Origin of the sequence: Shewanella electrica (assembly GCF_022321485.1) — a bacterium.
GTDB lineage: Bacteria > Pseudomonadota > Gammaproteobacteria > Enterobacterales > Shewanellaceae > Shewanella > Shewanella electrica.
Genome location: NZ_JAKOGG010000002.1, coordinates 45532 through 72328 on the forward strand (window position 1 = coordinate 45532; position 26797 = coordinate 72328).

At 50.5% G+C, this 26797-nt stretch carries 29 protein-coding genes and 1 riboswitch; all 29 genes read left to right on the forward strand.

Going from position 1 to position 26797, the window contains the following annotated elements:
• The first annotated feature begins 11 nt into the window (after positions 1-11).
• The 29 genes from flgG to L9G74_RS02900 all read left to right on the forward strand — a co-directional run bounded on the left by flgG (position 12) and on the right by L9G74_RS02900 (position 26794).
• Positions 12-803 (forward strand): flagellar basal-body rod protein FlgG, encoded by a 792-nt coding sequence (flgG, locus tag L9G74_RS02760; RefSeq protein WP_238894760.1) that lies wholly within the window; start codon positions 12-14, stop codon positions 801-803.
• A 5-nt stretch (positions 804-808) separates the two neighbouring features.
• Positions 809-1483 (forward strand): flagellar basal body L-ring protein FlgH, encoded by a 675-nt coding sequence (locus L9G74_RS02765; RefSeq protein ID WP_238894761.1) that lies wholly within the window; start codon positions 809-811, stop codon positions 1481-1483.
• 9 nt (positions 1484-1492) lie between these two features.
• Positions 1493-2602, forward strand: a complete 1110-nt coding sequence (locus L9G74_RS02770; RefSeq protein WP_275297230.1) for a flagellar basal body P-ring protein FlgI — start codon at positions 1493-1495, stop codon at positions 2600-2602.
• A 14-nt stretch (positions 2603-2616) separates the two neighbouring features.
• Positions 2617-3051 carry a rod-binding protein gene (locus L9G74_RS02775; RefSeq protein ID WP_238894762.1) on the forward strand — a complete coding sequence of 145 codons (435 nt, stop codon included), beginning with the start codon at positions 2617-2619 and terminating at the stop codon, positions 3049-3051.
• Positions 3052-3062: 11 nt separating this feature from the next.
• On the forward strand, positions 3063-4388 hold the full coding sequence (gene flgK, locus L9G74_RS02780) for a flagellar hook-associated protein FlgK (RefSeq protein ID WP_238895158.1): 1326 nt from the start codon (positions 3063-3065) through the stop codon (positions 4386-4388).
• Between the two features lie 9 nt (positions 4389-4397).
• Positions 4398-5297, forward strand: a complete 900-nt coding sequence (gene flgL / locus L9G74_RS02785) for a flagellar hook-associated protein FlgL (protein WP_238894763.1) — start codon at positions 4398-4400, stop codon at positions 5295-5297.
• A gap of 24 nt (positions 5298-5321) precedes the next feature.
• Positions 5322-6356, forward strand: coding sequence for a hypothetical protein (locus L9G74_RS02790; protein WP_238894764.1), 1035 nt, complete (start codon positions 5322-5324; stop codon positions 6354-6356).
• A gap of 386 nt (positions 6357-6742) precedes the next feature.
• Entirely contained in the window at positions 6743-7624 is an 882-nt protein-coding gene (locus L9G74_RS02795) for a flagellin N-terminal helical domain-containing protein (RefSeq protein ID WP_238894765.1), read from the forward strand.
• Between the two features lie 114 nt (positions 7625-7738).
• On the forward strand, positions 7739-9046 hold the full coding sequence (fliD, locus tag L9G74_RS02800) for a flagellar filament capping protein FliD (protein ID WP_238894766.1): 1308 nt from the start codon (positions 7739-7741) through the stop codon (positions 9044-9046).
• A gap of 27 nt (positions 9047-9073) precedes the next feature.
• Entirely contained in the window at positions 9074-9457 is a 384-nt protein-coding gene (gene fliS / locus L9G74_RS02805; protein ID WP_238894767.1) for a flagellar export chaperone FliS, read from the forward strand.
• Between the two features lie 258 nt (positions 9458-9715).
• Positions 9716-10036: a hypothetical protein gene (locus tag L9G74_RS02810; protein WP_238894768.1), complete on the forward strand. Its 321-nt coding sequence runs from the start codon at positions 9716-9718 to the stop codon at positions 10034-10036.
• Positions 10036-11418, forward strand: coding sequence for a flagellar hook-length control protein FliK (locus L9G74_RS02815; RefSeq protein ID WP_238894769.1), 1383 nt, complete (start codon positions 10036-10038; stop codon positions 11416-11418). Before L9G74_RS02810 ends, L9G74_RS02815 begins: the two co-directional genes overlap by 1 nt.
• Before the next feature lie 23 nt (positions 11419-11441).
• Positions 11442-11891, forward strand: a complete 450-nt coding sequence (locus L9G74_RS02820) for a flagellar basal body-associated FliL family protein (RefSeq protein WP_238894770.1) — start codon at positions 11442-11444, stop codon at positions 11889-11891.
• Between the two features lie 12 nt (positions 11892-11903).
• On the forward strand, positions 11904-12617 hold the full coding sequence (fliA, locus tag L9G74_RS02825; protein WP_238894771.1) for an RNA polymerase sigma factor FliA: 714 nt from the start codon (positions 11904-11906) through the stop codon (positions 12615-12617).
• Positions 12618-12631: 14 nt separating this feature from the next.
• Positions 12632-13489: a flagellar motor stator protein MotA gene (motA, locus tag L9G74_RS02830; RefSeq protein ID WP_238894772.1), complete on the forward strand. Its 858-nt coding sequence runs from the start codon at positions 12632-12634 to the stop codon at positions 13487-13489.
• Positions 13489-14487 (forward strand): flagellar motor protein MotB, encoded by a 999-nt coding sequence (locus tag L9G74_RS02835; RefSeq protein WP_238894773.1) that lies wholly within the window; start codon positions 13489-13491, stop codon positions 14485-14487. The genes motA and L9G74_RS02835 overlap by 1 nt, the downstream gene beginning before the upstream one ends.
• A 2-nt stretch (positions 14488-14489) precedes the next feature.
• Positions 14490-14918 (forward strand): PilZ domain-containing protein, encoded by a 429-nt coding sequence (locus tag L9G74_RS02840; protein WP_238894774.1) that lies wholly within the window; start codon positions 14490-14492, stop codon positions 14916-14918.
• Positions 14911-15777: a FliM/FliN family flagellar motor switch protein gene (locus L9G74_RS02845; protein WP_238894775.1), complete on the forward strand. Its 867-nt coding sequence runs from the start codon at positions 14911-14913 to the stop codon at positions 15775-15777. Before L9G74_RS02840 ends, L9G74_RS02845 begins: the two co-directional genes overlap by 8 nt.
• A 12-nt stretch (positions 15778-15789) precedes the next feature.
• Positions 15790-16140: a FliM/FliN family flagellar motor switch protein gene (locus tag L9G74_RS02850; RefSeq protein WP_238894776.1), complete on the forward strand. Its 351-nt coding sequence runs from the start codon at positions 15790-15792 to the stop codon at positions 16138-16140.
• Between the two features lie 19 nt (positions 16141-16159).
• Positions 16160-16879, forward strand: a complete 720-nt coding sequence (fliP, locus tag L9G74_RS02855) for a flagellar type III secretion system pore protein FliP (RefSeq protein WP_238895159.1) — start codon at positions 16160-16162, stop codon at positions 16877-16879.
• Positions 16876-17145: a flagellar biosynthetic protein FliQ gene (locus tag L9G74_RS02860; RefSeq protein ID WP_238894777.1), complete on the forward strand. Its 270-nt coding sequence runs from the start codon at positions 16876-16878 to the stop codon at positions 17143-17145. Before fliP ends, L9G74_RS02860 begins: the two co-directional genes overlap by 4 nt.
• The gene (fliR, locus tag L9G74_RS02865) at positions 17142-17927 is read left to right on the forward strand and encodes a flagellar biosynthetic protein FliR (RefSeq protein ID WP_238894778.1); all 786 of its coding nucleotides are present in this window, start codon (positions 17142-17144) and stop codon (positions 17925-17927) included. The genes L9G74_RS02860 and fliR overlap by 4 nt, the downstream gene beginning before the upstream one ends.
• Entirely contained in the window at positions 17927-19057 is a 1131-nt protein-coding gene (gene flhB, locus L9G74_RS02870; protein ID WP_238894779.1) for a flagellar biosynthesis protein FlhB, read from the forward strand. Before fliR ends, flhB begins: the two co-directional genes overlap by 1 nt.
• A 17-nt stretch (positions 19058-19074) precedes the next feature.
• Positions 19075-21144, forward strand: coding sequence for a flagellar biosynthesis protein FlhA (locus tag L9G74_RS02875; RefSeq protein WP_238894780.1), 2070 nt, complete (start codon positions 19075-19077; stop codon positions 21142-21144).
• Between the two features lie 144 nt (positions 21145-21288).
• A riboswitch (cyclic di-GMP riboswitch) is annotated at positions 21289-21378 on the forward strand.
• 97 nt (positions 21379-21475) lie between these two features.
• Positions 21476-22345: an OmpA family protein gene (locus tag L9G74_RS02880; protein ID WP_238894781.1), complete on the forward strand. Its 870-nt coding sequence runs from the start codon at positions 21476-21478 to the stop codon at positions 22343-22345.
• Between the two features lie 196 nt (positions 22346-22541).
• Positions 22542-23660 carry a sigma-54 dependent transcriptional regulator gene (locus tag L9G74_RS02885; RefSeq protein WP_326521501.1) on the forward strand — a complete coding sequence of 373 codons (1119 nt, stop codon included), beginning with the start codon at positions 22542-22544 and terminating at the stop codon, positions 23658-23660.
• A gap of 13 nt (positions 23661-23673) precedes the next feature.
• On the forward strand, positions 23674-23985 hold the full coding sequence (fliE, locus tag L9G74_RS22275) for a flagellar hook-basal body complex protein FliE (protein ID WP_275297232.1): 312 nt from the start codon (positions 23674-23676) through the stop codon (positions 23983-23985).
• A gap of 9 nt (positions 23986-23994) precedes the next feature.
• Positions 23995-25791, forward strand: coding sequence for a flagellar basal-body MS-ring/collar protein FliF (gene fliF / locus L9G74_RS02895; RefSeq protein ID WP_238894782.1), 1797 nt, complete (start codon positions 23995-23997; stop codon positions 25789-25791).
• The gene (locus tag L9G74_RS02900) at positions 25772-26794 is read left to right on the forward strand and encodes a FliG C-terminal domain-containing protein (RefSeq protein WP_238894783.1); all 1023 of its coding nucleotides are present in this window, start codon (positions 25772-25774) and stop codon (positions 26792-26794) included. The genes fliF and L9G74_RS02900 overlap by 20 nt, the downstream gene beginning before the upstream one ends.
• Positions 26795-26797 lie beyond the last annotated feature (3 nt).

Genomic DNA, 26797 nt, shown 5'->3' on the forward strand with positions numbered 1-26797 from the left:
AATAGTCGTAGATGAGTAGCTCAGCATTATGGGTCAGTAAGACCGGGTTAGAAGCGCAAGACTTGCGTATGACCACCATCTCTAACAACTTAGCGAACGTCAGTACGGTCGGCTTTAAAAAAGACCGCGCGATGTTCCAAGATCTGTTTTATCAAGTTCAGCGTCAACCCGGCACTCAAGCCGACGAGTTGAACCAAGTGCCATCTGGTTTGCAAATGGGCACCGGGGTGCGCATCAACGGGACCCAGAAGCAGTTTACTGAAGGTTCGTTTGAAACCACTAAAAACCCGTTAGATGTGGCGATTACCGGTCAAGGTTTTTTCCAAATTGAAAGTCCTAACGGCGATGTTCTCTACAGTCGCAACGGCCAATTCCAGCTCAATGCTGAGTCGATGTTGGTGAATAGCGATGGTCTGCCATTGGCGCAAAACATTACCATCCCAGATAACACCACCAAAGTGACTATCGGCAAAGATGGTACTGTCAGCGCGGTGGTTGCCGGTAACAATGCCGCACCGCAAAACATTGGTCAGATCCAAACGGTTAACTTTACCAATCCCGCAGGTTTGGAAGCGCTTGGCGGTAACTTGTATCGCGAAACGGCGGCATCAGGTGCGCCGATTGAAGGTATTCCCGGTCAAGATGCGCTGGGGGAACTGCAACAGTTTACCGTCGAAGGCTCTAACGTGAGTGTGGTTGATGAAATGGTCGACATGATCGCCGTGCAGCGCGCGTATGAAATGAATGCCAAAGTCGTTTCTGCTGCGGATGAGATGCTGCGCTTCGTTAACCAAAATATGTGATGACAATGAGCGCTTATAAGCTAACTGGCTGGTTGTTACTATCGCTACTCGCTGGCTGTAGTAGCACGCCAGAGTCCGATACCGCGGCGACAACCAGCAGTACCGATGATGATATTTATGCCGCGTCTGCGCACGTCGCCGCACCACAAGACGGTGGGCTGTACAGCGATTCATACATGTTTGCCTTATTTGCTGATACTCGCGCTTACACCGTAGGTGACGTGCTGACAGTGTTGCTAAATGAACGCACCATGTCGAGCAAGAGCGCTGATAGCAGTGCCGGCAAAGACAGCAGTTGGGATGTGGGCGTGCCGTTAGTGGGCACACTCAATACCAATGACTTGGCGATTAAAGCCAACTCCTCAACCGCATTTAACGGCCAAAGCTCCGCAAACCAGCAAAACTCGCTGACGGGTTTCCTCTCGGTACGAGTGATTGAGGTATTGCCCAATGGTTCGTTGCGAGTCAAAGGTCGCAAACAGATCCGCTTAAATCAAGGCGATGAGTATTTGGAATTGGAAGGCGTGGTGCGTCCCGAAGATATTGATGTGTCAAACCAAATATCGTCGCAGCGTATTGCTGACGCCAAAATCAGCTACGAAGGCAGTGGCGATTTGGCCGATTCTCAAGAACCTGGTTGGTTAACTAAATTGTTTACCCGCTACCTCAATCCGTTCTAAGGCAGAGTTATGTTTTCAAGAATCCTTGTGGTGATGGCATTAGCCGCTGGCATGATAGCTCCAATGGCTCAAGCAAGTAGTCGTGCGCTGTTGGACTTAGTGGATGTGCAGGGCACTCGTGAGAACCAACTGGTTGGTTATGGTTTGGTGGTTGGTTTAGCGGGCACTGGCGATAAATCGCAGATCAAGTTTGCCGGACAATCGCTTAACAACATGTTGAAGCAGTTTGGTGTGAAGATGGATGAAGGCGATCTACCGCGCACCAAAAACATTGCCGCCGTCACCGTGCAAGCGACCTTACCTCCCAATGCCGCGCCCGGCCAAACCATTGACGTCACCATTAGTTCGTTAGGCGATGCTAAAAGTTTGCTCGGCGGCAGCTTAGTGTTGACACCGCTGCGGGGTGTCGATGGTAAAGTTTATGCCTTGGCGCAAGGTAACTTGGTTGTCGGGGGCGTTAACGCTTCTGGCAGTACTGGGTCATCGGTGACAGTTAACGTGCCTACCGCTGGGACCATCCCCAATGGCGCTACCGTTGAGCGCGAAATTCTGTCTCGCACCGCTCAAGCAGGGCAGGTGGTATTGAATCTCAAATCTCCTAACTATAAAACCGCCCGTAATGTGGTTAATGCCATCAATAAGATGTTTGGTGCGGGGGTTGCCAATGCCGAGAGTTGGAGCAAGTTAGTGGTGAGCGCACCACGAGATCCGAACGACTTCAACACCTTTATGTCAATGCTGCAAGACGTGCAAGTCGAGCAGGGCAGCCAACGGCCAAAAGTGATCTTTAACAGCCGATCTGGCACTGTGGTGATCAACGAACTGGTTCGGGTGCATAAGGCCGCTGTGACCCACGGCAGCCTGACGATTACCGTCGCTGAGCGCCAAGGCGTCAGCCAACCTGGCCCATTCTCCAACGGCACCACCATGCCAGTGAACAACAGTGATGTGGCCGTTGATCAGCAACGCAACAACATGATGGTATTCCCCGATGGCACCTCGCTGGAGACCATCGTACAGGCGATTAATAGTCTAGGCGCGACTCCGGCAGAGTTGATGTCCATCCTCATTGCGCTTGATAAAGCTGGCTCGCTGGAAGCCGACCTGATCGTGATATAAGGAATTTTTGCGCCATGGCCAATGAAATCTCGCCAGCACTGACGCGCATGCTGGCAATTGATCCGAAACAAGTTGAACAGATTTACGGTAATTTGACTGAGGCGGAAGGCCTCAAACAAGCGTCCGAACAGTTTGAAGCGATGTTCCTGCAACTGGTACTGAAAAACATGAACAGTGCCACCGAAGCGGTCAGCGGTGAAGATGGCATGTTTGCCAGCCGTGAGCAGCGTATGTATCAAGACATCTATAACAGTCAGATTTCGCAGTATATGGCGTCGTCTGGACAGGTGGGACTGGCTGAGCAGATGTACCAGCAACTGAGCGGGCATTTGCATCAATTAGAAAATAAATTAAAGGAACCGCAACAAACGGTCGCCTTAGCTATAGAAGGAGCCGCTTTTTCCCAGCCATTAATGGCTAGCGGTATCGATTTCCCTGAAGAGAGGTAGTTATGCCGGGTATGTTGTCTAATGCGCTTTCGGGCCTTAACGCCGCTAATGTGGCGCTGACCGTAAGCGGAAATAACGTGGCAAACTCCGCTACGGTAGGTTATAGCCGTCAAGCGGTGCAGTTTGCTACCTCCGGCAACCTTAACGGGGTAGTGGTCAACAATGTTGACCGCGTGGTAAACGGTTTCTATAACCAAGATATTTGGCGCACTCAGTCAGATGCCTCGTACTACAACAGCAAACAAAGCTACCTTGGTTACGCAGAAGAGTTGATGGGCACCGATTCGCTCAACTTTAACGATGCGATCAGCACCATTGCCGATGCCTTGAGTTCAGCGCTGACTGCGCCAGAATCACCCGCTTATCGGCAAGAAGTGTTGTCTTCGGCATCATCGTTGGTTAACAAAATGGCACAGATTAATGGCGCCATCAGCGATCAGCGTGATCAACTCGGTTTACAGCTTAGTCAAACGGCGAGCAGCGTTGATAGTACCTTGCAGAAACTGGCCGACTACAACAAAAAAATCACGGTCGCCACCGCCAAAGGCGACGCGACAGCGGCGTTGAAAGACAGCCGTGAGCAACTGGTGACGTCGTTGGCATCTTTTGTCGGTATCTCTGTCAGCGAACAGCGCGATGGCTCTATCAATATCTCCACCAACAACGGTTCACCGCTGTTAGTGGGTAGCCAAGCGGCCAGCATGACGGTGGACCGTACCGACGTATCGATCACCTTTGGTCGGCAGCAATTTGGGTTGACTGCCAATGTGGGCGGTTCGCTCGGTGGTTTAATCAGTGCCGACACTGAAGTGTTAACACCAACGGTCGACTCGATGAGCACCATCCTCAGTCAACTGGCCGATGACGTGAACAACGCATTGTCCCAAGGTTTTGATCTGAATGGCGATGCCGGTATTCCACTGTTTAGCTACGATGCCAATGACCCATTGGGCACGTTTGCGGTCAATCCAGATATCACCACCGACAAGCTGGCGTTCATCGGTGGCGGAAATGATGCTGGTGGTAACTGGGTGGCTGTCGGTGGTGTTGGTGATAACAGCAACATTCAAGGTGTCATTGATGCGCTTAAGTCACAGTCGAATGGCTATTCATTGTTAGTCGGTGCCTTGGCGTCGAACAGTTCAGAAAACCAAAGCAACGTGGCTACCACCCAAGCACTGAGCGATAACGCGGTTGCCGCGCGTGACAATTTGTCCGGCGTTAACCGTGATGAAGAGGCGGCTAACATTCTGTATTATCAGCAGATGTACCAAGCCAATGCCAAAGTGATTTCTATTGCCGATCAAACGTTTCAAACGTTGTTGAACATGTTTTAAGGAGTGAACATGAGAGTCAGTTCGCATCTATATCAGCAAAATATTCTTCGAAACATCAGCAACGGCACACAAGCTTACAACGACTATTCCGTGCAGTTGGCGACGAACCAACGTATTCAAAAGCCCTCCGATGATCCGTTGGGCGCGGTGATGTTGCTGACGTTGAACAGCCAGTTGAGCACCTTGGATCAATATCAGTCCAATATGAACCAAGTGGAATACACCTTGGGCCAACAAGAGACTCAGCTCTCTAGCATGACCAACATTCTGTATAACTTGGTTGACCTAACCACCACAGCTGCTGATGCCTCCATGGGCGACGAAGAAATTGGTGCGCTAGCGCAGCAGATGAGCGTGTTATTCCCCGCAGTCGTGGATTTACTCAATGCCAAAGATGGTGACGGTCGCTACTATTTCTCTGGTAGTCAAACCGACGTGATGCCATTTCAGCAAGATGCTGCTGGCCGTTATCAGTACATGGGTGATAGTAATATTCGCCAAGTCGCCGTATCGGAAGATTCGAAAGTCACCAGCAATGTCACTGGCGATGCCATCGACCCGAATGCAGACTTTCTTAATCAGATGAACGACTATTTAAACCTGCTGACCTCAACACCGGGCGATGCTACGGTAGGTGACCAGTCGCGGGCAATGATTGACGGTATCAACGGATTTTTGCAATCCTTGACCAATCAGTTGACTCAAGTCGGTGCCACGCGCGCATCACTTGAACAGATCCAGATTGGTAACCAAGATATTGGTGTCTATACCCAAGGGTTAAAGGACGACATCAGCCAGGTGAATTTTGCCGAAACCTATATAAAGTTGAATGAAACGGTAACGTCCTACGAATCCACCTTAAAAGTGTACAATCGCGTCAGCGCCATCTCGCTGTTTTCGCTCATTTAGATATTAATGGAATAATGCTACATCATGCAGATAGATACCTCTCCTGCGGTTATTGAATCTCAACGTAAAAGCGACGGCCGTGTGGTGATGTCTGCCCCCTCGGCGGCGTCGCAAGTTGCCGAGCGAGACAGCGGCAGTACCAGCGTTCGAGTCACTAAACAGGCTAGCTCGTCACAACATGCAGTGTTGTCGCGCTGGGTATCATTGGCATCTATCGCTAAATCAATGAGCCAAAGCGAGCATTCCACTCGCACATTGCAGCAACTGTCGCGTCAGTTAAAATCCCTCGACACTCAGATTGAGCAAACAGGCAGTAGCCCCGATAGCGGCAAAAAGGTGAACCAACTGGTGGCGGCGATGAAGCGTCAACTGCAACAAGGCGGCGTGAATAATCGCTTGCAGAGCCAAGAGCAACCAACGTCAACTAAGTTGACCAAGGCATTGACCAATAAAGTGGATCTACTGTCACCGAAAGCGATGGATGAAACGGTGAGTATTGTGATGGGCCGCAGCGGTAAGGCCGTTTCCTTGGCATTACCCGCCGGAGCCAGCCGCCGCGACAACTTGCAGACCATCAGCCAAGCATTTGCCGGGCAAAATATTGATGTCAGTGTGTCAGACCGCAGTGAACTGTTATTTCATGCCAATGGTGACAGCAGTGCCGCCTTAAAAGAGCCTTGGCTGATGATGGGGACTGGCGTACGGGTAGCGGCAGGTAATCCCGTCGCCATTTCACTTAACGATGAGCCCCATGCACTCGATGACTTACAGCAGTTATCGCAACAATCGGACACCCGTTACGAAGCCTACTCGCAAGAGATTGCCAAATTGCAACGTAGCATCAAATCGGCGTTAGAGGGTATTGAACAGCGGCGTCAGCAGATTTTAATGCGCCTGCAACAAGTGCAGCGACCGCCTTTGAGTGAAGAGCATTTGACCGAGATTGATGGCGAAGTACAAAAGCTGATGCAGCAGCCAACCCATCATGCGGTGCCAATCATCATTGCGCAGGCCAATATTACCCGCAACCTGGTGTCTTTTAGTTTGTCTTCGCGTTAAGCCCAGCCAGTTAGCACAAGGGATGGCACACAAGGCTTCCCATGCTAAGTTTCCGACCCATAGTGCTCTGGTGTCTCAACCACCGAGCGCTATTTTTTTATCTATTATCTGTGATTGGCAAGGGTAGCGATGCCATCGCTATCGTCATAGCCCTAGTTTTTAAAACTGTGCCCCGTAACGAGTTCGCGTTCGATGCGTCGCCATTTGTTAGATGCCATTGAATATTTGCGGTATTTGGGGAAATGATTTGTAAATAAAACTATAATAAATTCAGTGTATTGAGATTAAACCTCTAATAATCGTGCTTTTTTCTAGAAATAAATTTTAGTTTTACCAAAATAGCGCCGCTTATAGATGGGGTACATCGAATTCAAAGGAGATAAACGATGGCCTTATCTATCATGAACAACTCTTCATCACTGTCTATCCAGAACCAACTGAACCGTACTAACGGTGCATTGGGTACCGCGCTGGAACGTCTGGGCAGTGGTCTGCGTATTAACTCAGCTAAAGATGACGCCGCCGGTCTGCAGATTGCTAACCGTCTGACTGCGCAGTCTACCGGTCAAAAAGCTGCGCTGTATAACTCCAACAACGCCATGACTATGATGCAAACTGCTGATAGCGCGTTTGACGAAATGACTAACATTGCCGACCGTATGAAAGAGCTAGCGACCCAAGCAGCTAACGGTACCAACAGTGGCGATGAATTCACTGCAATGGACAGCGAATATCAAGCATTGGCAGAAGAAATGGCTAGCATCATGAGCAACACCTCCTTTGGTGCGGGTACTAAACTGCTGGCGGGTACCGACAGTAAGTTCTCTACAGCTGACGGTGTCGATTTTCAGGTCGGTTCTTCTACTGCTGAAACTCTTAACGTGGATGTTTCTACTCAAGTAGGCGCTGTAAATACTGCAGTAGGTAGTGTTGCTGCTGACGGTACTTATACAGCTGGTACCTTGGGTAACTTAAGCTCTCAAGCAAACGGCTCTACTGCAATCGATACTATTGATACTTTGATCAATAACATCGGTTCAGCTCGCTCAGCACTGGGTGCTAGCATGAACCGTCTGGACCACACCATCAACAACGTGACCAACATGAAGGAGGCGACAGATTCTGCGGCTTCTAACCTGTTGGATGCTGACTACGCGGTAGAAACTTCAAACATGAGCAAACAGCAACTGCTGATGAACTCTGGTGTTTCAGTACTGAGCGTATCAAACAGCACTAACCAGATGATCGCTTCTCTGCTGCGTGGCTAATAAGCCGCAGCTAAGTATCAGCTTACATTGATACATATTATGGGTGGCCCAGCGCCACCCATTTGTCTTTAGCGTCTTTGTGTTATCGAGTCTCGACATTTCAGGAGCAGCGTGATGGCTACCAGCACTTCATCAGTTAGCAGTACAGATCCCGCTTATCTGGCTGAGCAATACACTCAGTTGGATCGTGCAAAAAAAGATCAACTTTTGGCGAAGCAATACAACAACACCAATGCTGAGTTGAAAGCCTTTACTGCGTTAAAATCCCATCTGTCAGAATTTGCCGACTCGTTAAAGGCGTTACTGAAAGACGATAGTGTGTTAGCGCATTCTGCCACCGCATCGAACGAAGATATCGCCACAGTGACCGCCGACAGCGATGCTGCGGCAGGCATCTATGAATTACATGTAGACAAATTAGCCCAAGCACATCAAATCGCCATGAGCTTCGATAGTGGTGTTACTGTGCCAACCAGCGGTGATTTAGGCATTAGCGTGGGTGACCAAGAGTTTGTGGTGGATCTGTCATCGCTCAGCGCCGGGGCGGGGTTGTCCGATGTGGCGCGCCTAGTCAACAACAGCGCCGATAATACTGGTGTAACTGCTAGCGTTATGCGTAGTGGCGGTGGTGACTATCTGGTATTTACCAGTAATGAAACCGGTGCGGCCAATAACGTCTCGTTAAGTTACAGCAGTGACGGTAGTGCCGCGGGTAACACCTTTGCTAGCGCGCTAACTAACCAACAAGAGCTTACCGCCGCGCAAGATGCTTCAGTGCGTCTTGGCTCAAGCTCTTCCATTACCTTGACCTCAAGCACTAACTCGTTGGACGGCATCATCGACGGTGTGACGATCGATTTGAAAAAAGCCCAAACCAGTGATGATAGCCCGCTGCGGATCACGGTTGGCGAAGATACCGATAAAACCGCAGAGAACCTGCAAAATATCGTAAAAAAATATAATGATTTGATGACTGAACTCGGCGGTTCAAGCATCGCCAGAGACAGTTCATCACGCAGCATCAAAGGTTTGATGCGCAGCAGTTTTCAAGGGTTGTTTGAAGGTAGCACGCTGTATTCCATAGGCATCGAGTTTAACCGCGACGGTAAGATGGAACTGGACACCGGTAAGCTGAAAGAGGCGCTGGAAAACAATTCGAGCCAAGTGTCAGCCATGCTGACCGGTGACAACGGAGTCCTCAACAAATTGAATGATTCGTTGGCCCCTTACAGTGAGCGTTTCGGTTTCCTCAAAACCAAAGTTGATACCTTGACTAATCAACTGTCTAAAGTGCAGAAGAAGCAGGATGACTTCGATACTAAGATGCAAAATGTGTACACCCGTTATTTAAATCAGTTTACACAAATGCAGATCACTATTTCCCAGCTGCAATCTAGTATGTCATCATTTTCCGTTAGTTAATGTCGTACTCCACCCAGAGGTAATTTTATGTTTGATACCGGGTATTCTGCTTACCAAAACACTGCTGTTGAAGGTAAGGCCGCCGGCGCTGATGTACAGCAACTGGTATTGATGTTGTTTGATGGCTTTCTCGAAGAATTAGAACGTACTGTTGGTCATATCAATGGTCGCCGTTTTGAGCGTAAAGCCAATAGCGTGGAAAAAATGTTGCGTATTCTTGGTGGCCTAGAAGCATCGCTCGATTTGGACAAAGGTGGTGAACTGGCCGCCAATATGGCGCGCTTGTATGACCACTGTGGTCAGCAAGTGCTGCAAGCTAGCCTGCGTAACACCACCGAACCTTTGGATAATGTCCGTACCGTGATGACCAACCTGCAAGAGGGGTGGAAGGGCATAGGTTCGCAAGCGTAAGTTGCATACCTTCCCTAAAGGGCTGCCACGTTGGTGGCCCTTTTTGATCTGAGCGGAATCGATGACTTGCCACTTCCTTGTAGTGCGGAAGTGCAACTTCCGCTTGGTGGTCGATAATATGTAAAAATCCCTGTTAAACAGTGTGTTGTTTGGTGGCATGATTTTTGTATATTGTGTTTCAGTAGTGAGATTGGCGGTGATGGTCCCCATAGAACCGCAGCGCATTAGCGCATCTTAAATGACAACATTGAGACCGGCATGAGCAGCGAAGACAATCAGCAACTAATGTTTGCACGCGAGGTGCAGGGGTTCATTAAGGCCATGCAACAAGCAGCCGCTCAGCAGCAATGGCATCAGTTGCGCAGCCTCGACAGTGAACTTGTGGTCTTGTTACAGCGATTGGAGTTGGCGCAGTTCCGTGACTTAGCACCACGCTTGAAGCCGTTGTTGATTGGACATTATCAAAAACTGCTGACGCAACTCGAGCAAGAACAAGCACATATCAAACAGAAAATGGATCAGCATCTGCGCGATCAAGAGGGAATAAAGGCGTACCAAACGTCTTTGGATGGCAATTAATGGCAATGAATGTGCTTAACACCATAAATTTAACCAACGTGAATAGCGCTGGCGCGGGCAGTAGCCAAGGCAAAGTTAGCCGCAGCGATGACACGTTAGATAGCAGCACCAGTGTTTTCCCCGCCGTGGGAGAGCAGTTGCCTCAATCATCTCAAGGTGACGAACAAGCCTTGGTGGTTGAGTCGTCCAGCAGCAATGACACCACATCAGAAATTGATCAACAGTCAACAGATAAAGAAACAACCGCAGCAGTAAGCGATAGCCTACCGAGCAGCTGGCTGTCATCGCTATTTATTTTACCAACGGCCACGACAGCGCCTGACGCTCAGCCAAGTAGCGTTGTTGGCGATATGGCGCAAGTTGACGTGACAACGGCACAACTACCACCGCCGTTAGTCGATGCGGCGAATACAGACGCGGCTCCGCTGCCTGCCGCTGAGGTTGCGGCGATTGCTTCCGCTATTGCCGCTCCATTGGTATCTGGCCGCAATGGTGCGAACAGCGTTAATGCCGCCGATGTTAGCGCCACTCAGCCCGTAGCTGACTTATCGCCACTGCTAGCGAACGCTACTCCGCCCGCAACCGCTGAACAGCCGATTATGGTGCCGCTGACGGTTACAGATACCGCCACTAACACTGACATCAAGCAGAGTTCACCGTTGTCAGCGGATGCAGTTAAGCAGAACTCTGCCACGTTACAGACAAGTAATAGCCTGCTCGCCGCCAGCACCACTGCTGCCGAGTCAACGGTCAGCGCCACCGCTGCCACTGTCTCCGCCAATAGTAATGGCTTGGCAGCCAATGTGATGGCGCTATCCATGGCGTTGCAGCAACAACTTAACAGCCAATCAAGCGCAGATACGCCGCTCAACGCGGTACGGGTGGAACTGCCAGCGCTACATATGGCTAACGCGCAGTTGACTCCAGCGTTAGATAGTAATGCCAATAATGGCGTGCAACGTTTCCCCCTCGCGGCAGACGCGGCGATAGGCCAGCAGTTGCTCAATGTGCTCAAAGACCGAGTGCAGTTGCAACTGGACAATCAGCAGCAAGTGGCGCAGATCCGTCTCGATCCACCACGGCTTGGCAGTATCGAAGTTCGTATCAGTGTCGAGGGCGACCGCACCATAGTGCATCTCAACGCCAGCCAGTCATCGGTACGTGAGGCGATGGCCACTACCGCCGAGCAACTGCGCACCACCTTAATGAACAAATTAGGCAGCGATGTCACGGTGTTAACCAGCAGCGATAGCAACGGTCAATCATCGCAGCAAGCACCACAGTATTTAGCAGATCAGATAGACAGCAATTCACTGGCGCTAGACGACGAGCCGCTTACACAGGCTCATCAACAGCAAGGTTGGATTAACCGTCTCGCATAATGGATTGTTTTTAGGAGAAGTACATGAAAGTAGTTATCGGCATTATTCTCGCACTGATTTTGGCTGGCGCCGGTGTTGCGGGAGGGATCTACTATGCCAATCAGAAAACTGATGCCGTCAGTGCACAAGCTGAAGCCGTTAAAGCGCCAGCCCAGCCACTGCTGTTTTTTCCGATGCAACGTTTTGTCGTCAGTGTCAGTGACGCCAGCTACTCACGCTACCTAGTGCTGGAATTGTCGCTAGCGACCAAGAATCAACAGTTCCTCGATCTGCTACAACAGCAAGCACCAGTATTACGCAATGTCTTGGTGAAGCACTTTGCTAACACCACCCACGAGCAAGCCAAATTGGCGTTTGAAAATGTGGCCGACGTGCAACAACAGTTACTGACCCAGTTTAACGAGGCACTCAAGGCGCAAGATATCGACAGCCAACTGGAGCAGGTATTAGTCACCAATGTGTATCTGCAATAAGGCGCCATAACCATGTTGGCGCAGCACGAATGGAAAGCCGCGGGGGAGCAATTAGAAAACCAACCCGTGGCAGGTGAGAACGAAGCGTTGAATCGCTACGCCCACCTCGTTCGGCGGGTGGTGGCCCATATGCGCTCGCAGATTGGTGTGGTGGCAGACCGCGACGATTTACAGCAGATCGGCATGATGGCGCTGCTGAAAGCCATTCGCCGTTATGGCCGTAGTTTTGATGAACAGTTTGAAGCGTACGCGTTTAAGTCGATTCGTGGCGCCATGCTCGATGAATTTCGGCGGCTCGATTGGCGGCCACGGCAATCGCGCAAAGAAGCACATGATTTTCGCGATGCGGTGCGCGAGTTACGCCGCAAGCTAGGTCGCGAGCCGCGTGACAGTGAAATCTGTATCGCGCTGAAGATCAGTGAACGGCAACTGCTCAACATGCGCTATTTAGAGCAAGCTGAAGTGGTCGAGAGCTTTGAAGTTTTGCTAGAGCAGCAAACCCATTTTGCTGACAGCAACGAAGATATTGAACAGTTGGAAGTGCGCCAACTGATGAAGCAAACCTTGGCAATGTTGCCAGAGCGGCATCGTATCTTGCTGCAACTGTATTACACCCATGAACTCAACATGAAAGAGATTGCCCTGACGTTGGGATTAACGGAATCGCGGGTGTGCCAACTGCATAAACAATCGTTGCAGTTATTGACTGAAAAATTAAAAGGCTAGAGGCAGGAAACGCCATGCAAAAATTTATTGGATTGATCATCGTATTAGGTGCCGTGGTCGGTGGTTTCGTGTTTGCCGGTGGCAACGTGGCCGCATTATGGCAACCGGCCGAGATGATCATTATTTTTGGCGCAGCAATCGGCGCGTTAGTGGTTGGTAACTCGCCCTACGTGCTCAAAGAGATGATCAGCCAACTCAAATACCAATTTAAAACGGCTAAAAAACAAGATGTGCTGTATCAGGAACTGCTGTTATTGATGTACGCCTTGCTGGATCTAGCGCGCACTCGTGGCCTGAAAGACTTAGACGAACACGTGGAAAACCCCGAAACTAGCTCGATTTTCCTCGCCTACCCATCGGTCTCGGAATTTCCACAGTTGGTGACCTTTATCTGCGATAACTTACGTCTGTTCAGTATGGGTAAAATTTCTTCCCATGACTACGACGCCATGTTGGAGCAGGAGATCGCCACGATTGAAGATGAAAAACTGAAACCGTCTCACTCGCTGGCATCTGTGGCGGAAGCGATGCCGGGCTTCGGTATTCTGGCAGCGGTGGGCGGTATCATCATCACCATGCAGCATCTTGATGGCCCGCTAAGTGGTATCGGTATGCACGTGGCGGCTGCACTGGTGGGGACTTTCATCGGTATTTTTGGTTGTTACTGCTTGATGGGGCCGATTGCCTCCTCCATGGAACAGTATGTGAAGAAAAACGTGGCGGTATTTGAATGTGTGCGCGCCATGTTAGTGGCGCATGCCAAGGGACATGTGGCGATTGTGGCGACCGATGCTGGCCGCAAACTTATCCGCGAGGAGCTGAAACCTAGCTTCAACATGATGGAAGAATGGATTAACAACAGGGCTGCTTGATGAGTACCAATAACGAGAGCGTTATTATTCGGCGCCAAAGTCGGCGCGGTGGTGGGCAGAAGCACGGTGGTGCTTGGAAAGTTGCCTTCGCCGACTTTACCTTGGCGATGATGGCATTTTTTATGGTGATGTGGTTGATGCAGGTGTCCAGCAAAGAGGAACGCGCCAAAACCGCACACTATATGCGTACCCATTCCATTTTCGATGGTAGCCCCTCGTTTTTTGAACCGCAGAATAGTCCGTATCCGATTGATCTCGGCGGTACCCCCTCAATTATTGACCACGAAGCGCCGAACCGTTTGCCACCGGAAAATCCGGTGCCGGGCATGAGCGAATACCTCAATATTCCCAAAGGCGAACAAGACCCGTTTGCTGGTCAAGGTAAAAAACTGACTTCAATGATTGAGGGCGAAGAAGCCACGCCAGCGGAGTTGTCTGCACTGTTACAAAACTTTCAAGAGATTGCCAAACAGCAACTGGCAGAAGGCAATCTGCAAGTCGAGGCGGTGCCATCGGGGCTGCGAGTGATCATCAAAGATAACAAAGAGCACCAGATGTTCCCGCGCGGTCAAGAAGAGATGACGCCGTTTTTTGAAGATCTGCTCTTCAGCCTTGGCAGCGTATTTAAACAGATTAAAAACTCGGTGGTGATCTCCGGCCATACCGACGTGACTCCCTACAGCCGCGGCGGCTACAGCAACTGGGAGTTATCATCCTCACGCGCGCTCAAAGCGCGGCAGATGTTGGTGGCTGGCGGTATGCCTGCCGACCGTGTTGAGCAAGTTAACGGCTTTGGTTCAACTCGCTTACTGAATACCCAAGACAAAAACAGCAGCGAAAACCGCCGGGTAGAGTTGCTGATTTTGACCGCAGAAGCCGAACGTCGACTTAACGCATTGTTTGCGACCAAAACGGTGGAAGACACCGCGCCTGCCGTCAAACAAGCCGCTGTAGAAGCCAAAGCTAATCAGCCCGTCACGCGTTTAAGTGAGATGTAATCATGAGCGCCAATCAAGACAACGCCCGCATCTATAAGCGTCATGCTCTGAGCCGCGAGTTAGTGCCAGAGGAGTTACAGCATGACGGCATCGCCGTGCGCCTCCATTGGCCGCTGATTATTAAATGGTTCGGTTGTAACGCCATCATGAAAGACGTTGGCTTGGGTGGCACCGGTTTGTTGGTGCCTGTCGATAAAAAGGTGCCGAGCCGCATCGTGGTTGAAATTGACGAAACGGTAAGCCTCAAAGGCAAAGTGGTGCATCGGCGCCAGATCAGCGAAAAGTTGATGTTTCTTGGCGTAGATTGGCGTCGCGAACCCGACAGCAAACGTCGTCGCATGTTGAAACTGGTGGCGCTGCTCAATCCGCACGTGCAATCCAATACCAATAAACGCAACCAAGGTGTGCAACAGGAGTCCTTGCTTGAGTAAGAAAAAAAAATACCCGCAGTTACTGCGCGGTGAACGTGCTGCATTAGCCGCGCGTTATCCATTAACCCATGAGCAGCGCGAGCAGCAGCATGCCGCTTTTGAAGCCGATAAACTTCGGCCAGAAATCAAAGAGATGTTGCTGACGGAACTGCAACAGCTGATTAACGGCCTGAGCTTCGAGATTGAGATCACCCGCTGCCAAGGTTCCGCCATGGGCGCGTGGCTGGCCGAAGGTACGCCGCTGATGATGCGCATGGATCTCGACGACATCGACAGCGATGCGTACATGGCGATGGATTATCTGGCGATTCAGCAGCTCGCCAACCTATGCCTTGGTGGCCGTGTTAACGCCAAAGCGAGCAGCACCGACAACGAGTTAACCATCACCGAAAGCCGCATCGCCTTGCGGATTTTCTCCCGTTTGTTACGTGGGTTGGAGTATTTGCTGCGTGGTAATCGCAGCGGTGGCGTGGCGGAAGTGATGAAATCACCATCGCTACCAGAAACCCATACCGCCGTGGTGTACAAAATCCGCATGGTGCTTGAGGGCGAAGTGATCAGCTGGTTTATCTGGCTACCGGTGGCGATGATTATTCAACCGACACTGCTTGCCTGCGTCGAAGGTGATAGTCAGCCAGTCATGGCGGCCGATGCTTGGCAAACCTATCCGGTCAAAGGCCGCGCGGTGTTGTTAGAAAAACAGATTAATGTTCGCCAACTACAGCAGCTATTGGGTGGGCAATTTATGCCGCTATCGCTGCAAGATAACGCCCATTTTCGTATCGGTAAGCAGCAGCTGTTTACCGGCAAAGTGGCGCAAGAAGATGGCAAGTTAGTATTTCAGGTAACCGAAAAGTAAGAGCACAACAATATGACTGATAATTTGGATGCAGCGCTAGCAGAATTGGATGCGTTTGAGCTGGATGATATCAACGATGACGCCGGTGTTGGCGCCAAAGCTAAAGGGCCAGATATGGCATTTTTTAGCGATGTGCCGTTAACCGTTACCTTAGAAGTTGCCAGCGCCGAACTCACCTTAGGCGAACTGAGCAAAGTGCAAGAAGGCGATGTGTTGCCACTGGACAAAATGGCTGGTGAACCGCTGGACGTGATGGTAAACGGTGTGCCGTTTGCTAAAGCGGAAGTGGTAATGGTTGATGGTCACTATGGCATTCGCTTTTTAGCGAAAGACGTTGCGGATAAAAACCGTGCTGCAGAGTAAACGCTGGCGCTTCGCCTTAATGTTGGTGCTGTGGTGCTTGCCACTGCTCGCCAACGCCCAGGATGTGACGCTATTTTCTACCCATGACACGCCCGATGGACAAGACTACAACATCAAGTTGCAGATCTTGTTAATGATGACGGTGCTGAGCTTGTTGCCTGCCATTTTAATGGTAGCAACATCGTTTACCCGTATCGTCATCGTGCTGGCGATTTTGCGTCAAGCGATGGGGTTGCAGCAGAGCCCGCCTAACCGCGTGTTAGTTGGCATCGCCTTGATGTTGACGTTACTGATAATGCGGCCAGTGTGGCATGACATCTACGATAACGCCGTTAAGCCGTTGCAGGCGGAACAGATCACCACTGAGCAGGCATTGGAGCGGGCAGAGGCGCCGCTGCGTAAGTTTATGCTCGCGCAAACCCGCGAGAACGAATTGCAGCAAGTGTTGCGCATCGCCAATGAAGCGCCGACCATGCAGCCAGAAGATATTCCGCTGGATGTGTTAGTGCCAGCCTTTGTATTGAGTGAGTTAACCACCGCGTTTCAGATTGGCTTTATGCTGTTTATTCCGTTTCTGATCATCGACTTGGTGGTTGCCAGCGTATTGATGTCGATGGGGATGATGATGCTGTCGCCGCTCATTATCAGTTTGCCGTTTAAGTTAATGGTGTTTGTGTTGGCAGACGGCTGGTCAATGGTGGCCGGGACGCTCGCCGCAACCTTCGGAGGCTCCTGGTGAGTCCCGAGTTAGCCATACAATTGGTGGGTGATGCGGTCATCACCATCATCAAAATTCTACTGGTGATGATTGCGCCGAGCTTGGTGGTGGGCTTGATTGTTGCCATTATCCAAACCGCTACCTCAGTACAAGAGCAAACGCTGACGTTTCTACCGCGTATGTTGATGACCTTGATGATGCTGATTTTTGCTGGTCACTGGATTGTAGAAACGTTAACGGACTGGTTTACCCGCCTCGGACAGATGATCCCCGGAGTGTTTGGATGAGTTCGCTGGTGCCGGTATTGGGAACAGATTTGATGCACTTGATGGGCGCCGTTTGGTGGCCGTTTGTGCGTCTGGCGAGTTTTTTCTGGGCCATGCCAGTGATGGACAATCCTGCCGTACCGGCACGCAGCCGTATTCTACTGGCCTTTTTCCTTGCCTTTGCTTTGTCATCACAACTGCCAACAATGCCTGAGGTTGATCCCTTCTCACTGACGATGGTGGCCTTCACCTTTGAGCAAGTGGTATTTGGCTTATGTATGGCGCTGGCTTTTCGCATGTTGTTTGAGGTGTTTGTGCAAGCGGGGCTGGTGCTGTCGATGCAGATGGGTTTGTCGATGGCGATGGTGATGGACCCAGCGTCGGGTGACCAAGTGTCGATTCTCGGTAACTTGCTGTGGTTGATGATGGTGTTGCTGTTTTTCGCCTTTAACGGTCATCTGCTCGGTTTGCAGATGATGGTTGATAGTTTTCAGTTATGGCCGGTGGGGCACAGCTTAGAAGTGCTTAATTTTGATGCGCTATTGACCATGTTTGGGTGGATTTTCGCCTCCTCTTTGTTAGTGGCATTGCCCGCGGTTATCGCCATGTTATTAGTGAATATGACGTTTGGTATTGCTAGCCGCTCAGCGCCATCGCTTAACCTGTTTTCATTTGGTTTTCCGGTCACCTTGATGCTCGGATTTGTGATTGTGTACCTGACCTTTGCCCAAGCGGGCAGCTTATTTTCACAACTGTTGTTTGACACGCTCGATACCATGCGTCGTTTTATGGTGGGTGACTGATGGCCGAGAATACCAGTCAAGAACGTACCGAACAGCCCACCGAGCGACGATTACGCGAAACGCGCAAGGAGGGGCAGGTCGCCCGTTCGCGCGAACTCAATACCGCCATTCTAATCATTGTTGGTGTCGCTGCGATGCTGTGGTTCGCCGAGCTGTTTACCACACTGTTCACCACCGTGATGCAACGCAGTATGCAGCTCAATCACACGGTGGTGTTTGATAAGAGCATGATGGTGATTAACCTCAGCGATGCGGTGCATGACATGATGATGACATTGCTCCCCATGCTGACGGTGTTGTTTATCGCCATGTGGGTAAGTGGTTCCTTACCCGGTGGCGCAATATTTCAAAGCAGTTTGATCGCCTTTAAAGGCAAACGGCTGAATCCCATCTCTGGCCTAGCTAAAATTTTTAGCAAAAATAGTTTGATGGAACTGTTGAAGTCGATAATCAAGATCACGTTGTTACTCGGTTGTTTGCTGCTGTTTTTGCGCCAACTGACCGGCCGACTGATCGACTTGCAGCGGCAAGACTTACAAATATCGCTGTCAGAAGGGCTGCAACTGCTGTTTCTCACGCTAATGATCATGGCGAGCTTGCTGATCCTCGTGGCGGCGATTGATGTGCCGTTCCAGATTAAATCGGTGATGGATAAGGTGAAGATGACCCGGCAAGAGGTCAAAGAAGAGCGCAAGTCGACCGACGGTAACCCGCAAATCAAAAACCGTATTCGCCAAATTCAATATCAGTTTTCTCGCCGCCGTATCGAAGAACGGGTGCCTAAAGCGGACGTGATTATTACCAACCCGACTCACTTTGCCGTGGCGCTGCGTTATTCCGAAAAAGACGCCAAAGCGCCCTACGTGCTCGCCAAAGGCATGGATGAAATGGCACTGCGTATTCGTGCTATCGGCCGCGAACACAACAAAGAAGTGTTGGAAATTCCAATGCTGGCGCGGGCAATTTACTGGTCTACTCGAGTAGATCAAGAAGTGCCCGCTGGCTTGTATGCCGCCGTAGCGTATGTGCTCACTTACGTGGTGCAGCTCAAAGCGTATAAAGCAGGCACGGGTGGCAAACCTGCGCCGTTGCCTGAGCTACAAATTCCGAAGAAGTTTATTAAACATTAGTATGTGGGAGATTCTCATTGAACTGGCGTAACCTCACCAGACCGTATACCGCAATCCCTGTGCTGCTGCTGGCCATCTTGGCGATGGTCATCTTACCGCTGCCAGCTTGGGCGCTTGATACGTTATTTACCTTCAACATTGTGCTGTCAATCATGGTGTTGTTGGTGGCGGTGTCGAGCCGTAAACCGCTGGATTTCTCGGTATTTCCGACCATATTGTTGGTTGCCACCTTGATGCGTTTGACGCTCAACGTCGCCTCTACCCGTGTGGTGTTGCTGCACGGTCATGAAGGTGCCGATGTCGCCGGTAAGGTGATTCAAGCCTTCGGTGAAGTGGTGATCGGCGGTAACTATGCGGTCGGTATCGTGGTATTCGCCATTTTGATGGTGATGAACTTCGTGGTGATCACCAAAGGTGGTGAACGTATCTCCGAAGTGGCCGCACGCTTTACGCTGGATGCCTTGCCCGGCAAGCAGATGGCGATTGACGCCGACCTTAACTCAGGTCTCATCGGCCCCGAGCAGGCCAAAGCACGCCGCGCCGAAGTGGCGCGTGAAGCAGACTTCTACGGCTCGATGGACGGTGCGTCCAAATACGTGCGTGGTGACGCGATTGCCGGTCTGATCATTTTGGTGATCAACCTGCTCGGTGGTGTCAGCATTGGCGTATTCCAGCATGATTTGAGCATGGGCGAAGCGTTCCAACGTTTCGCTCTGTTGACCATCGGTGACGGCTTAGTCGCGCAAATTCCATCACTGCTGTTAGCGGTAGCTGCGGCCATCATCGTTACTCGTATGAACGATGACGAGGACATGTCGGAAGCCATCGGTGCTCAGCTGTTGGCCTCGCCGCGTATCGTCGCCACGGCCGGTGTGATCATGGTGGCATTGGGCATTGTGCCCGGTATGCCAACACTGGCGTTCCTCACTTTTGCCGCCATTCTATTTTACGTGGCATGGCGTCTACATAAACGCCAGCCAGCGGACACGTTTGAAGAGGTCGAAAAGCTCACCGAATCGTTAAGCGAGAGCCAATCACTGCGCTGGAACGACATTCCACACGTGGATCGAATCTCCATCGAACTCGGCTTTATGCTGGTATACATGGCGGAAAAAGAGAAAGGTGAAGAGTTGATCGGCACCCTGCGCGGCATACGCAAAAACTTGTGTGAGCAGTTGGGATTTTTGCTGCCCGAAGTGCGCATTAAAGACAACCTCAAACTCAATCCGCAGGAGTATCGCATTTTGCTGTCGGGCATTCCTATCGCTAGCGGCATTCTCAAGCCGCATCAATTGCTGGCGCTGGATACTGGTGAAGTTTACGGCAAGCTCGATGGTGAGGTGACCAAAGATCCCGCTTACGGCCTCAGCGCCGTGTGGATCAAAGAGGAAAATAAATCACGGGCGCTGAATATGGGTTATTCGGTGGTTGATTTGCCAACGGTGATTGCCACCCACGCGGGAAAAGTGATCAAAGGGGCGTTAGATGAACTGTTCTCTTTTGACGATATAAAACACTTCAACTCGCGGGTAAAGGAGGTAGCGCCAGATCTGGCCGGTGCCTTAGAAAAAGCCCTCAACGAAAACGTGCAACTGAAAGTGTTCCGTTATCTGCTGCGGGAATTGGTATCGATTAAAGATGCGGTTACGGTGGCGAACACGCTAGTGGATAGCGCCGATGTCACTAAAGATCCGATCCTGCTAGCGGCCGATGTGCGCTGTGCTTTACAACGGGCCATTACCCGCCAATTGATGGGCGAACGTGATGAGCTGGCGGCCTTTAGTTTGGATAGCAAACTGGAGCAGACCTTGCAGAATGCGTTAAGCCAAGCGATGCAAGGTGGCAAAGTGGCGTTGGATAGTTTTCCGGTGGCACCAAACCTGTTGCAGCAGTTCCAGCGGATGATGCCACTGATCCAACAGCAGATGCAGCAGCAAGGGGTTAATCCTGTGTTGGTGGTGGCGCCGCAATTACGACCACTTTTAGCACGTTATGCGCGCACTTTTACCCAAAATAACTTGGCGGTCCTATCATACAATGAAGTACCAGACAATGTTCGTGTCGATATTTTGGGTAATTTGGGATAATGATCACGCTTTTGCTTAACTAAAAACCAATCTGAACAAAAACTCTAAATAAAGTTCGTAACAATGTTGAATGAAAGCTGTAAATATACTACTTTAGCCGCAGTAATATCTGTTCGTAACCCTCTCTGTAAGATGGTTGCTAAGGAAATTAACTGGCAAACTGATTGAAAAGTCAGGACGCAAAGCTACCGGTCTAAGTCCAATAGCTGTGGATATGATAGCGGGGTTGCATTTACTTAGTGGCAAGTGGTCATCCGGATTCTTCCCGTTTCCCCTCTGCTTATTAATAAATTTGAGCCAGGTAGGCTTGTAATAACTTCATGGAATTTTGATGTTAGTTGCCAAATTAAGTTGTGTTGGCTGCTTTCTCGTGTCGTTTGCGTTGGTTTCACCGCTTCAGGCAGCTGAACAGTGGAAACAAGCTTATGAAAATGGCGCGTGGAATATTAAGCAGAGCAACTTTGAGTGCCGTCTGAGTCAGCGTTTAGTTGGCGTTGCAGAAGTGTCTTTGCAACGTGAGCCAGAGCATGCAACTAAGCTGATTTTGGCGCTAGAGCACCCTGATGCTGCGGCAACGCAAGCCGCGGTTCGTATTCAAAATGCCGACTGGAAAAAAGATGTCGATCGGGTTAATCCCACATTGGCGTCAGGGCAATTTGTTGATTCAAAAGTAGAATTTTTCGACATTGGTAGCGAAGTGTTAGACGCTATCGCCGCGGGTGATTGGTTGTCTTTTGCGTATTTACAGCATGAGCAACACAAAAATGTGGTGTTTACCAATACTCGTGGTGCCGATGCGGTGATCCAGTTCCGTCAATGTCTTTCCGCAATGGCGCCTATTTCTTGGACTACCGCGAGAGAGAGTGAATTTTATTTTTCGACGGGTAAAAGCACGATTAGTTCTGCGCAAGATTTAGCGCTATTACAAAATATTGTTCGATATATTTCTTTGGATAGAAATGTCACCAAAGTGTTGATTGATGGCTACACGGATAACGTGGGCAACAATACGGCAAATAGAGTTTTGTCGCAGCAGCGTGCTGATGATGTTGCTTCACGTTTAGTTGAATATGGAATGGACTCGTCATTATTAGAAGTGAGAGCACACGGAAGTCGTTATCCCGTTATTAATAATAAAACCCTAGAACAAGGGTTAAATCGACGGGTAACAGTCAGGCTCATTCGCAAAAATAATGGGTGAATAAATGAATAGTAAGACCGTATTATGGCTCGCCGACAAACGGCCAAAAACAACGTTACTAGAAAGTTTTAATCAGGAGTCGCTATCACTTATTTATACTAAAAGTGATCAATTACATAATGTCTCCAGAACCCCTGATATTATTTTTATCGACTTTGTAAACTCCGCTACGCAGGTTGACTCGTGGTTGGGGGCTGTGCGCGCTAAATTTCCAGCTACGCCGACCATTGTGATTGTCGAATCAGGCCAAAGTGCCTTGGCTTCGCATGCGCTCGCTGGTGGGGCTATAGACTATCTGTTGTACCCTTACAGTCAATCACAGCTGTTGACCTCGATCCGTGAAGCGCACTTTATGCAGCAGCATATTGGCGACATGGTTGCCGTTTCCCCTGTGAGTCAACAGGTGCTGCGTCTCGCCAATCGCGCCGCGCAAACTAACGGCACCACCATCTGTATTCAAGGCGAATCTGGCACCGGCAAAGAGAAACTGGCCCAATTTATTCATCAGTCATCGCCACGTCGCGACCAGCCGTTTGTTGCGGTTAACTGCGCTGCCATTCCTGAAAACATGCTGGAAGCCATGCTGTTCGGCCATACCAAAGGTGCGTTTACCGGTGCCGTCAATGCGGTAGCCGGTAAGTTTGAACTGGCGAACGGTGGCACCTTATTGCTTGATGAAATCACTGAGTTGCCGCTGAGCTTACAAAGCAAACTGCTGCGCGTGCTGCAAGAGCGTGAAGTGGAGCGCATCGGTAGCCATCAGAAGATTCAACTGAATTTACGCATCATCGTGTGTTGTAACAAAGACTTACGTGAGTTGGTGGCGCAAGGCTTGTTTCGCGAAGACTTATTTTATCGCTTAGATGTATTACCACTGCGCTGGCCAGCACTGCGTGAACGTATGGAAGATGTGTTGCCGTTAGCGCAGCACTTCATTAAAAAGTACGGCCAAGACAAATATCTGCTCAGTAGCGCAGCCAGAGAAACCCTACTGGCGTACGAGTGGCCGGGCAATGTGCGCGAACTGGAAAACGTTATGCAGCGGGCGCTGGTGATGGCGCGCGGCATGGAGTTACAAGCCGAAGATTTAGGTCTGCCGCTGGCGGTGCCAGTTGCGGCTAACGAGGATTGTGGCGTGCGCTTACGTCACACCAAAAAACAAGCCGAATTTGATTACATTTACGATTTACTGCAACGCTTTAATGGCCATCGCAGCCGCACCGCGGAGGCCTTGGGCATGAGTACGCGTGCATTGCGCTATAAGTTGGCCGCAATGCGTGAAGTAGGCATAGATATCGACGCAATCGCATCTTGATTAGGAACACCAAATGAACTCGATTGAAACACAAAATCTGTTACTTAGCCGCATGAACAGCATGGAACAGATCGCTTCCTCTAACGAGATTGCTCCTGCACAAAATGGCGGTTTTCAGCAGGATTTTATGCACGTAATCCACGATATCAACGCTCAGCAGAATCTGGCGGCTGACATGATGCGCGCGGTCGATACTGGCGAGTCACAAGATGTGATTGGCACCATGGTCACCAGCCAAAAAGCGAGCTTGAGCTTCAACATGCTGATGGAAGTGCGTAATAAATTGATGGATGGCTTTGACGACGTTATGCGTCTGTCGCTGTAGGAAATTTGAATGAAAGACGTAGTAGCGACGAAAGACGGCGCTAATTTTCCAAGCCGTGCCAACAGTGCCGGTTTACGTGAAAAAGTAGTGAACCTGTCTGGCCGTTTCGGCTGGCCGCAAAATGGCGATCGCAGCTTAGCTTCCATCGCCCTGTTAGCCACATTAGTGGCCGCAGCCATTGTTATTATTTTGTGGACCTCAGCAAAGAACTATGTGCCGCTGTACGGTAACCAAGAGCATTACGACAAAGCCAGTATTCTGGAGATCCTCGACAAAGACCAAGTGCCGTTCCGTATCGACACTGACACCGGCAACATTATGGTGCCGTCTGATAAGTTGGCTGATGCGCGTATTACCTTGGCTGCCCGCGGTATTAAAGCTGCGTTGCCAGATGGCCTCAACAGTTTGACTGACAAAGTCAAAATGGGCGCCAGTCAGTTTATGGAAACCAAACAATACCAGCACGCCTTAGAAGGCGAGCTGGCGCGCACCATTATGAATATGGCCGGTATTCAAAATGCGCGTGTGCATTTGGCGATTCCTAAACGTAGCCTGTTTATCGGCCGCAAAGAGGAAACCGCCTCTGCCTCGGTGATGGTGGATTTGGCACCGGGTTATGAGCTGAAACAACCGCAAGTTGAGGCGATTGTCAGCTTAGTGGTTGGCAGTGTGCCGGGCATGGATCAACGTGCGGTCTCCGTAGTTGATCAAAAAGGTGAACTGCTGACGGCCGAACTGTTTGATACTTCGCCTGTAGGTAAAGAATCCAGCAAAAAACTGCAGTTTATCGACAAGCTCGAACGCAACATCGAGCAACGTGCGGCGATTATGTTGCTGCCAATTGTGGGCGAGGGTAACTACCGCATCCAAGTGTCTGCTGATGTGGATTTCAGCGTAGTAGAAGAGACCAAGCAAACGCTAGATCCAAACACTGTGGTGATCTCTGAAAACACCAAATCAGGTAGCAGTGAAGATCAATTAGCGATGGGCATTCCTGGCTCATTAGCCAACCAGCCGCCAGTGGCGGCCAATGCGCAGAACCAAAATCAAAACGGCCAGCAACAAAATAACGATGGTGGCCGCACCAACCAACGCCAAGAAGCGCAACGCAAGTTTGATAGCGGTCGCTCAGTTACGCACACCCAGTATGAAGTAGGGCGCTTGAAGTCCATCAGCATCTCAGTGTTGGTGAACGAAGCGGTGAAAAGTGTTAACGGCGAGGGCGAAACGCAAAGCTCCGGTTGGACTGACGCGCAGTTAGCATCACTCGGCAATGTGGTGAAAACCGCCGCCGGTTATGACGAAGCGCGTGGCGACAAATTCAATATTTCCACCTTCCCATTTGTGACTCAAGACGTTACCGCCGTAGCTGATGAAACCCCGTGGTGGCAGTTGCCAATGGTAGGTGAATATGCTCGTTACCTGTTCGGTACCTTGATTGCCTTAGCACTGATCTTCTTCGGCGTGCGTCCGTTGGTTAACCATCTGGTCAAAGGCAAACGTGACAACCATGCGCCGCAGTTGCCTGACACCATTCACGACCAGCAATTTGCTGCCAACAATGGCAACGGTCAAGCAAACAGCGATGGCGAGCGTGATAACGGCACCGGCAGTAAAAGTGTTACCAAAACCGAATTGATGCGTGAAGAGCCAATACAAGCGATGGCGCTACCAGAAGCTGGCGCGCTGTTTGAAGAGCAAGTGGCCCACATGCAGTACTTAGCTAATAAAGAATCAGAGCGTGTTACCGCTGTTATTAAAACTTGGGTAGAACGGGGAATCGAAATTGAAACTAGAAAGTCCTGAACTCAACAAACAGCAGTTGTCTGAGCTAGATCAAGCCGCCATTTTGCTGCTGAGCATGGGTGAAGATAACGCCGCAAACGTGATCCGCCGTCTTGGCCGCACTGAAGTGAAAGCGCTGTCAGAGCGGATGGCGAAGATTGCCCATGTATCGCAAGAAGATATGACCCAAACTCTGAGTCACTTCTTTGATAGTTATCGCGTAGAAAGTGGCGTCAGCGGTGCCTCGCGCCGCTATCTAGAGAAAGCACTCGACAAAGCCGTCGGCCGTAAACTGGCGCGTGGCATGTTGGATGATATCTACGGCAACGAATTGGTTGATGATCTGCGCCGCTTAGAGTGGATCCCTGCAGAATTGATTGCCCGTTTCCTCGAGCAAGAACATGTGCAGATGCAGGCGTTGATGTTGGCCTTTTTGCCAGCCGAGCAAAGTTCGGCGGTGATCAGCTTGCTGCCGAAAGAACGCCATGAAGATCTGTTATTCCGCGTCGCTGGCCTGCGTGAAGTCAGCGAACACGTGATTGATGACCTGCGTTATACCCTCGAACGTTGTATCGAGTTTGTTGGCAACCAAGCTGGCGCGCGTCTCAACGGTGTGGAAAAAGTCGCGGAAATTGTTAACCGTTATAACGGTAACAAGGCCGAAATCATCACCTTGTTGAAGCAGCACGACCAAGAAACGGCCAATGCCATTGAAGAACGCATGTTCGACTTTGACACGCTGGAGCACCAAACCGAAGAGGTGCGTGCCGAGTTGATGAACGAGATCTCCGACGAACTGTGGATTGTGGCACTCAAAGGCGCCAAACCCGAGTTTGTTACCGCTATGCTGGCCTCATTGCCAAAACGTCTGGCGCAAGTGTACCAACAACAGCTGGATGGCCTAGGCCCGCAGCCGGTACGTAAAGTGGAAGCCGCACGCTTGGAAATCATGCAGGTGATTCGCCGCATGATGGCCGAAGGTCGGGTGGATTATCGCCTCTATCCAGAAGAGGTGATGGGCTAGTTA

What these genes read in the sequence shown, in the direction of transcription:
- L9G74_RS02765 (WP_238894761.1), top strand. Translation starts at nt 809, where the DNA reads ATGAGCGCTTATAAGCTAACTGGCTGGTTGTTACTATCGCTACTCGCT.
- motA (WP_238894772.1), top strand. Translation starts at nt 12,632, where the DNA reads ATGCAAAAATTTATTGGATTGATCATCGTATTAGGTGCCGTGGTCGGT.
- L9G74_RS02775 (WP_238894762.1), top strand. Translation starts at nt 2,617, where the DNA reads ATGGCCAATGAAATCTCGCCAGCACTGACGCGCATGCTGGCAATTGAT.
- L9G74_RS02795 (WP_238894765.1), top strand. Translation starts at nt 6,743, where the DNA reads ATGGCCTTATCTATCATGAACAACTCTTCATCACTGTCTATCCAGAAC.
- fliF (WP_238894782.1), top strand. Translation starts at nt 23,995, where the DNA reads ATGAAAGACGTAGTAGCGACGAAAGACGGCGCTAATTTTCCAAGCCGT.
- flgG (WP_238894760.1), top strand. Translation starts at nt 12, where the DNA reads ATGAGTAGCTCAGCATTATGGGTCAGTAAGACCGGGTTAGAAGCGCAA.
- L9G74_RS02790 (WP_238894764.1), top strand. Translation starts at nt 5,322, where the DNA reads ATGCAGATAGATACCTCTCCTGCGGTTATTGAATCTCAACGTAAAAGC.
- fliS (WP_238894767.1), top strand. Translation starts at nt 9,074, where the DNA reads ATGTTTGATACCGGGTATTCTGCTTACCAAAACACTGCTGTTGAAGGT.
- L9G74_RS02810 (WP_238894768.1), top strand. Translation starts at nt 9,716, where the DNA reads ATGAGCAGCGAAGACAATCAGCAACTAATGTTTGCACGCGAGGTGCAG.
- L9G74_RS02815 (WP_238894769.1), top strand. Translation starts at nt 10,036, where the DNA reads ATGGCAATGAATGTGCTTAACACCATAAATTTAACCAACGTGAATAGC.
- L9G74_RS02880 (WP_238894781.1), top strand. Translation starts at nt 21,476, where the DNA reads ATGTTAGTTGCCAAATTAAGTTGTGTTGGCTGCTTTCTCGTGTCGTTT.
- L9G74_RS02850 (WP_238894776.1), top strand. Translation starts at nt 15,790, where the DNA reads ATGACTGATAATTTGGATGCAGCGCTAGCAGAATTGGATGCGTTTGAG.
- L9G74_RS02820 (WP_238894770.1), top strand. Translation starts at nt 11,442, where the DNA reads ATGAAAGTAGTTATCGGCATTATTCTCGCACTGATTTTGGCTGGCGCC.
- L9G74_RS02840 (WP_238894774.1), top strand. Translation starts at nt 14,490, where the DNA reads ATGAGCGCCAATCAAGACAACGCCCGCATCTATAAGCGTCATGCTCTG.
- fliR (WP_238894778.1), top strand. Translation starts at nt 17,142, where the DNA reads ATGAGTTCGCTGGTGCCGGTATTGGGAACAGATTTGATGCACTTGATG.
- fliP (WP_238895159.1), top strand. Translation starts at nt 16,160, where the DNA reads ATGTTGGTGCTGTGGTGCTTGCCACTGCTCGCCAACGCCCAGGATGTG.
- fliE (WP_275297232.1), top strand. Translation starts at nt 23,674, where the DNA reads ATGAACTCGATTGAAACACAAAATCTGTTACTTAGCCGCATGAACAGC.
- L9G74_RS02835 (WP_238894773.1), top strand. Translation starts at nt 13,489, where the DNA reads ATGAGTACCAATAACGAGAGCGTTATTATTCGGCGCCAAAGTCGGCGC.
- flhB (WP_238894779.1), top strand. Translation starts at nt 17,927, where the DNA reads ATGGCCGAGAATACCAGTCAAGAACGTACCGAACAGCCCACCGAGCGA.
- flgL (WP_238894763.1), top strand. Translation starts at nt 4,398, where the DNA reads ATGAGAGTCAGTTCGCATCTATATCAGCAAAATATTCTTCGAAACATC.
- L9G74_RS02770 (WP_275297230.1), top strand. Translation starts at nt 1,493, where the DNA reads ATGTTTTCAAGAATCCTTGTGGTGATGGCATTAGCCGCTGGCATGATA.
- flgK (WP_238895158.1), top strand. Translation starts at nt 3,063, where the DNA reads ATGTTGTCTAATGCGCTTTCGGGCCTTAACGCCGCTAATGTGGCGCTG.
- fliD (WP_238894766.1), top strand. Translation starts at nt 7,739, where the DNA reads ATGGCTACCAGCACTTCATCAGTTAGCAGTACAGATCCCGCTTATCTG.
- fliA (WP_238894771.1), top strand. Translation starts at nt 11,904, where the DNA reads ATGTTGGCGCAGCACGAATGGAAAGCCGCGGGGGAGCAATTAGAAAAC.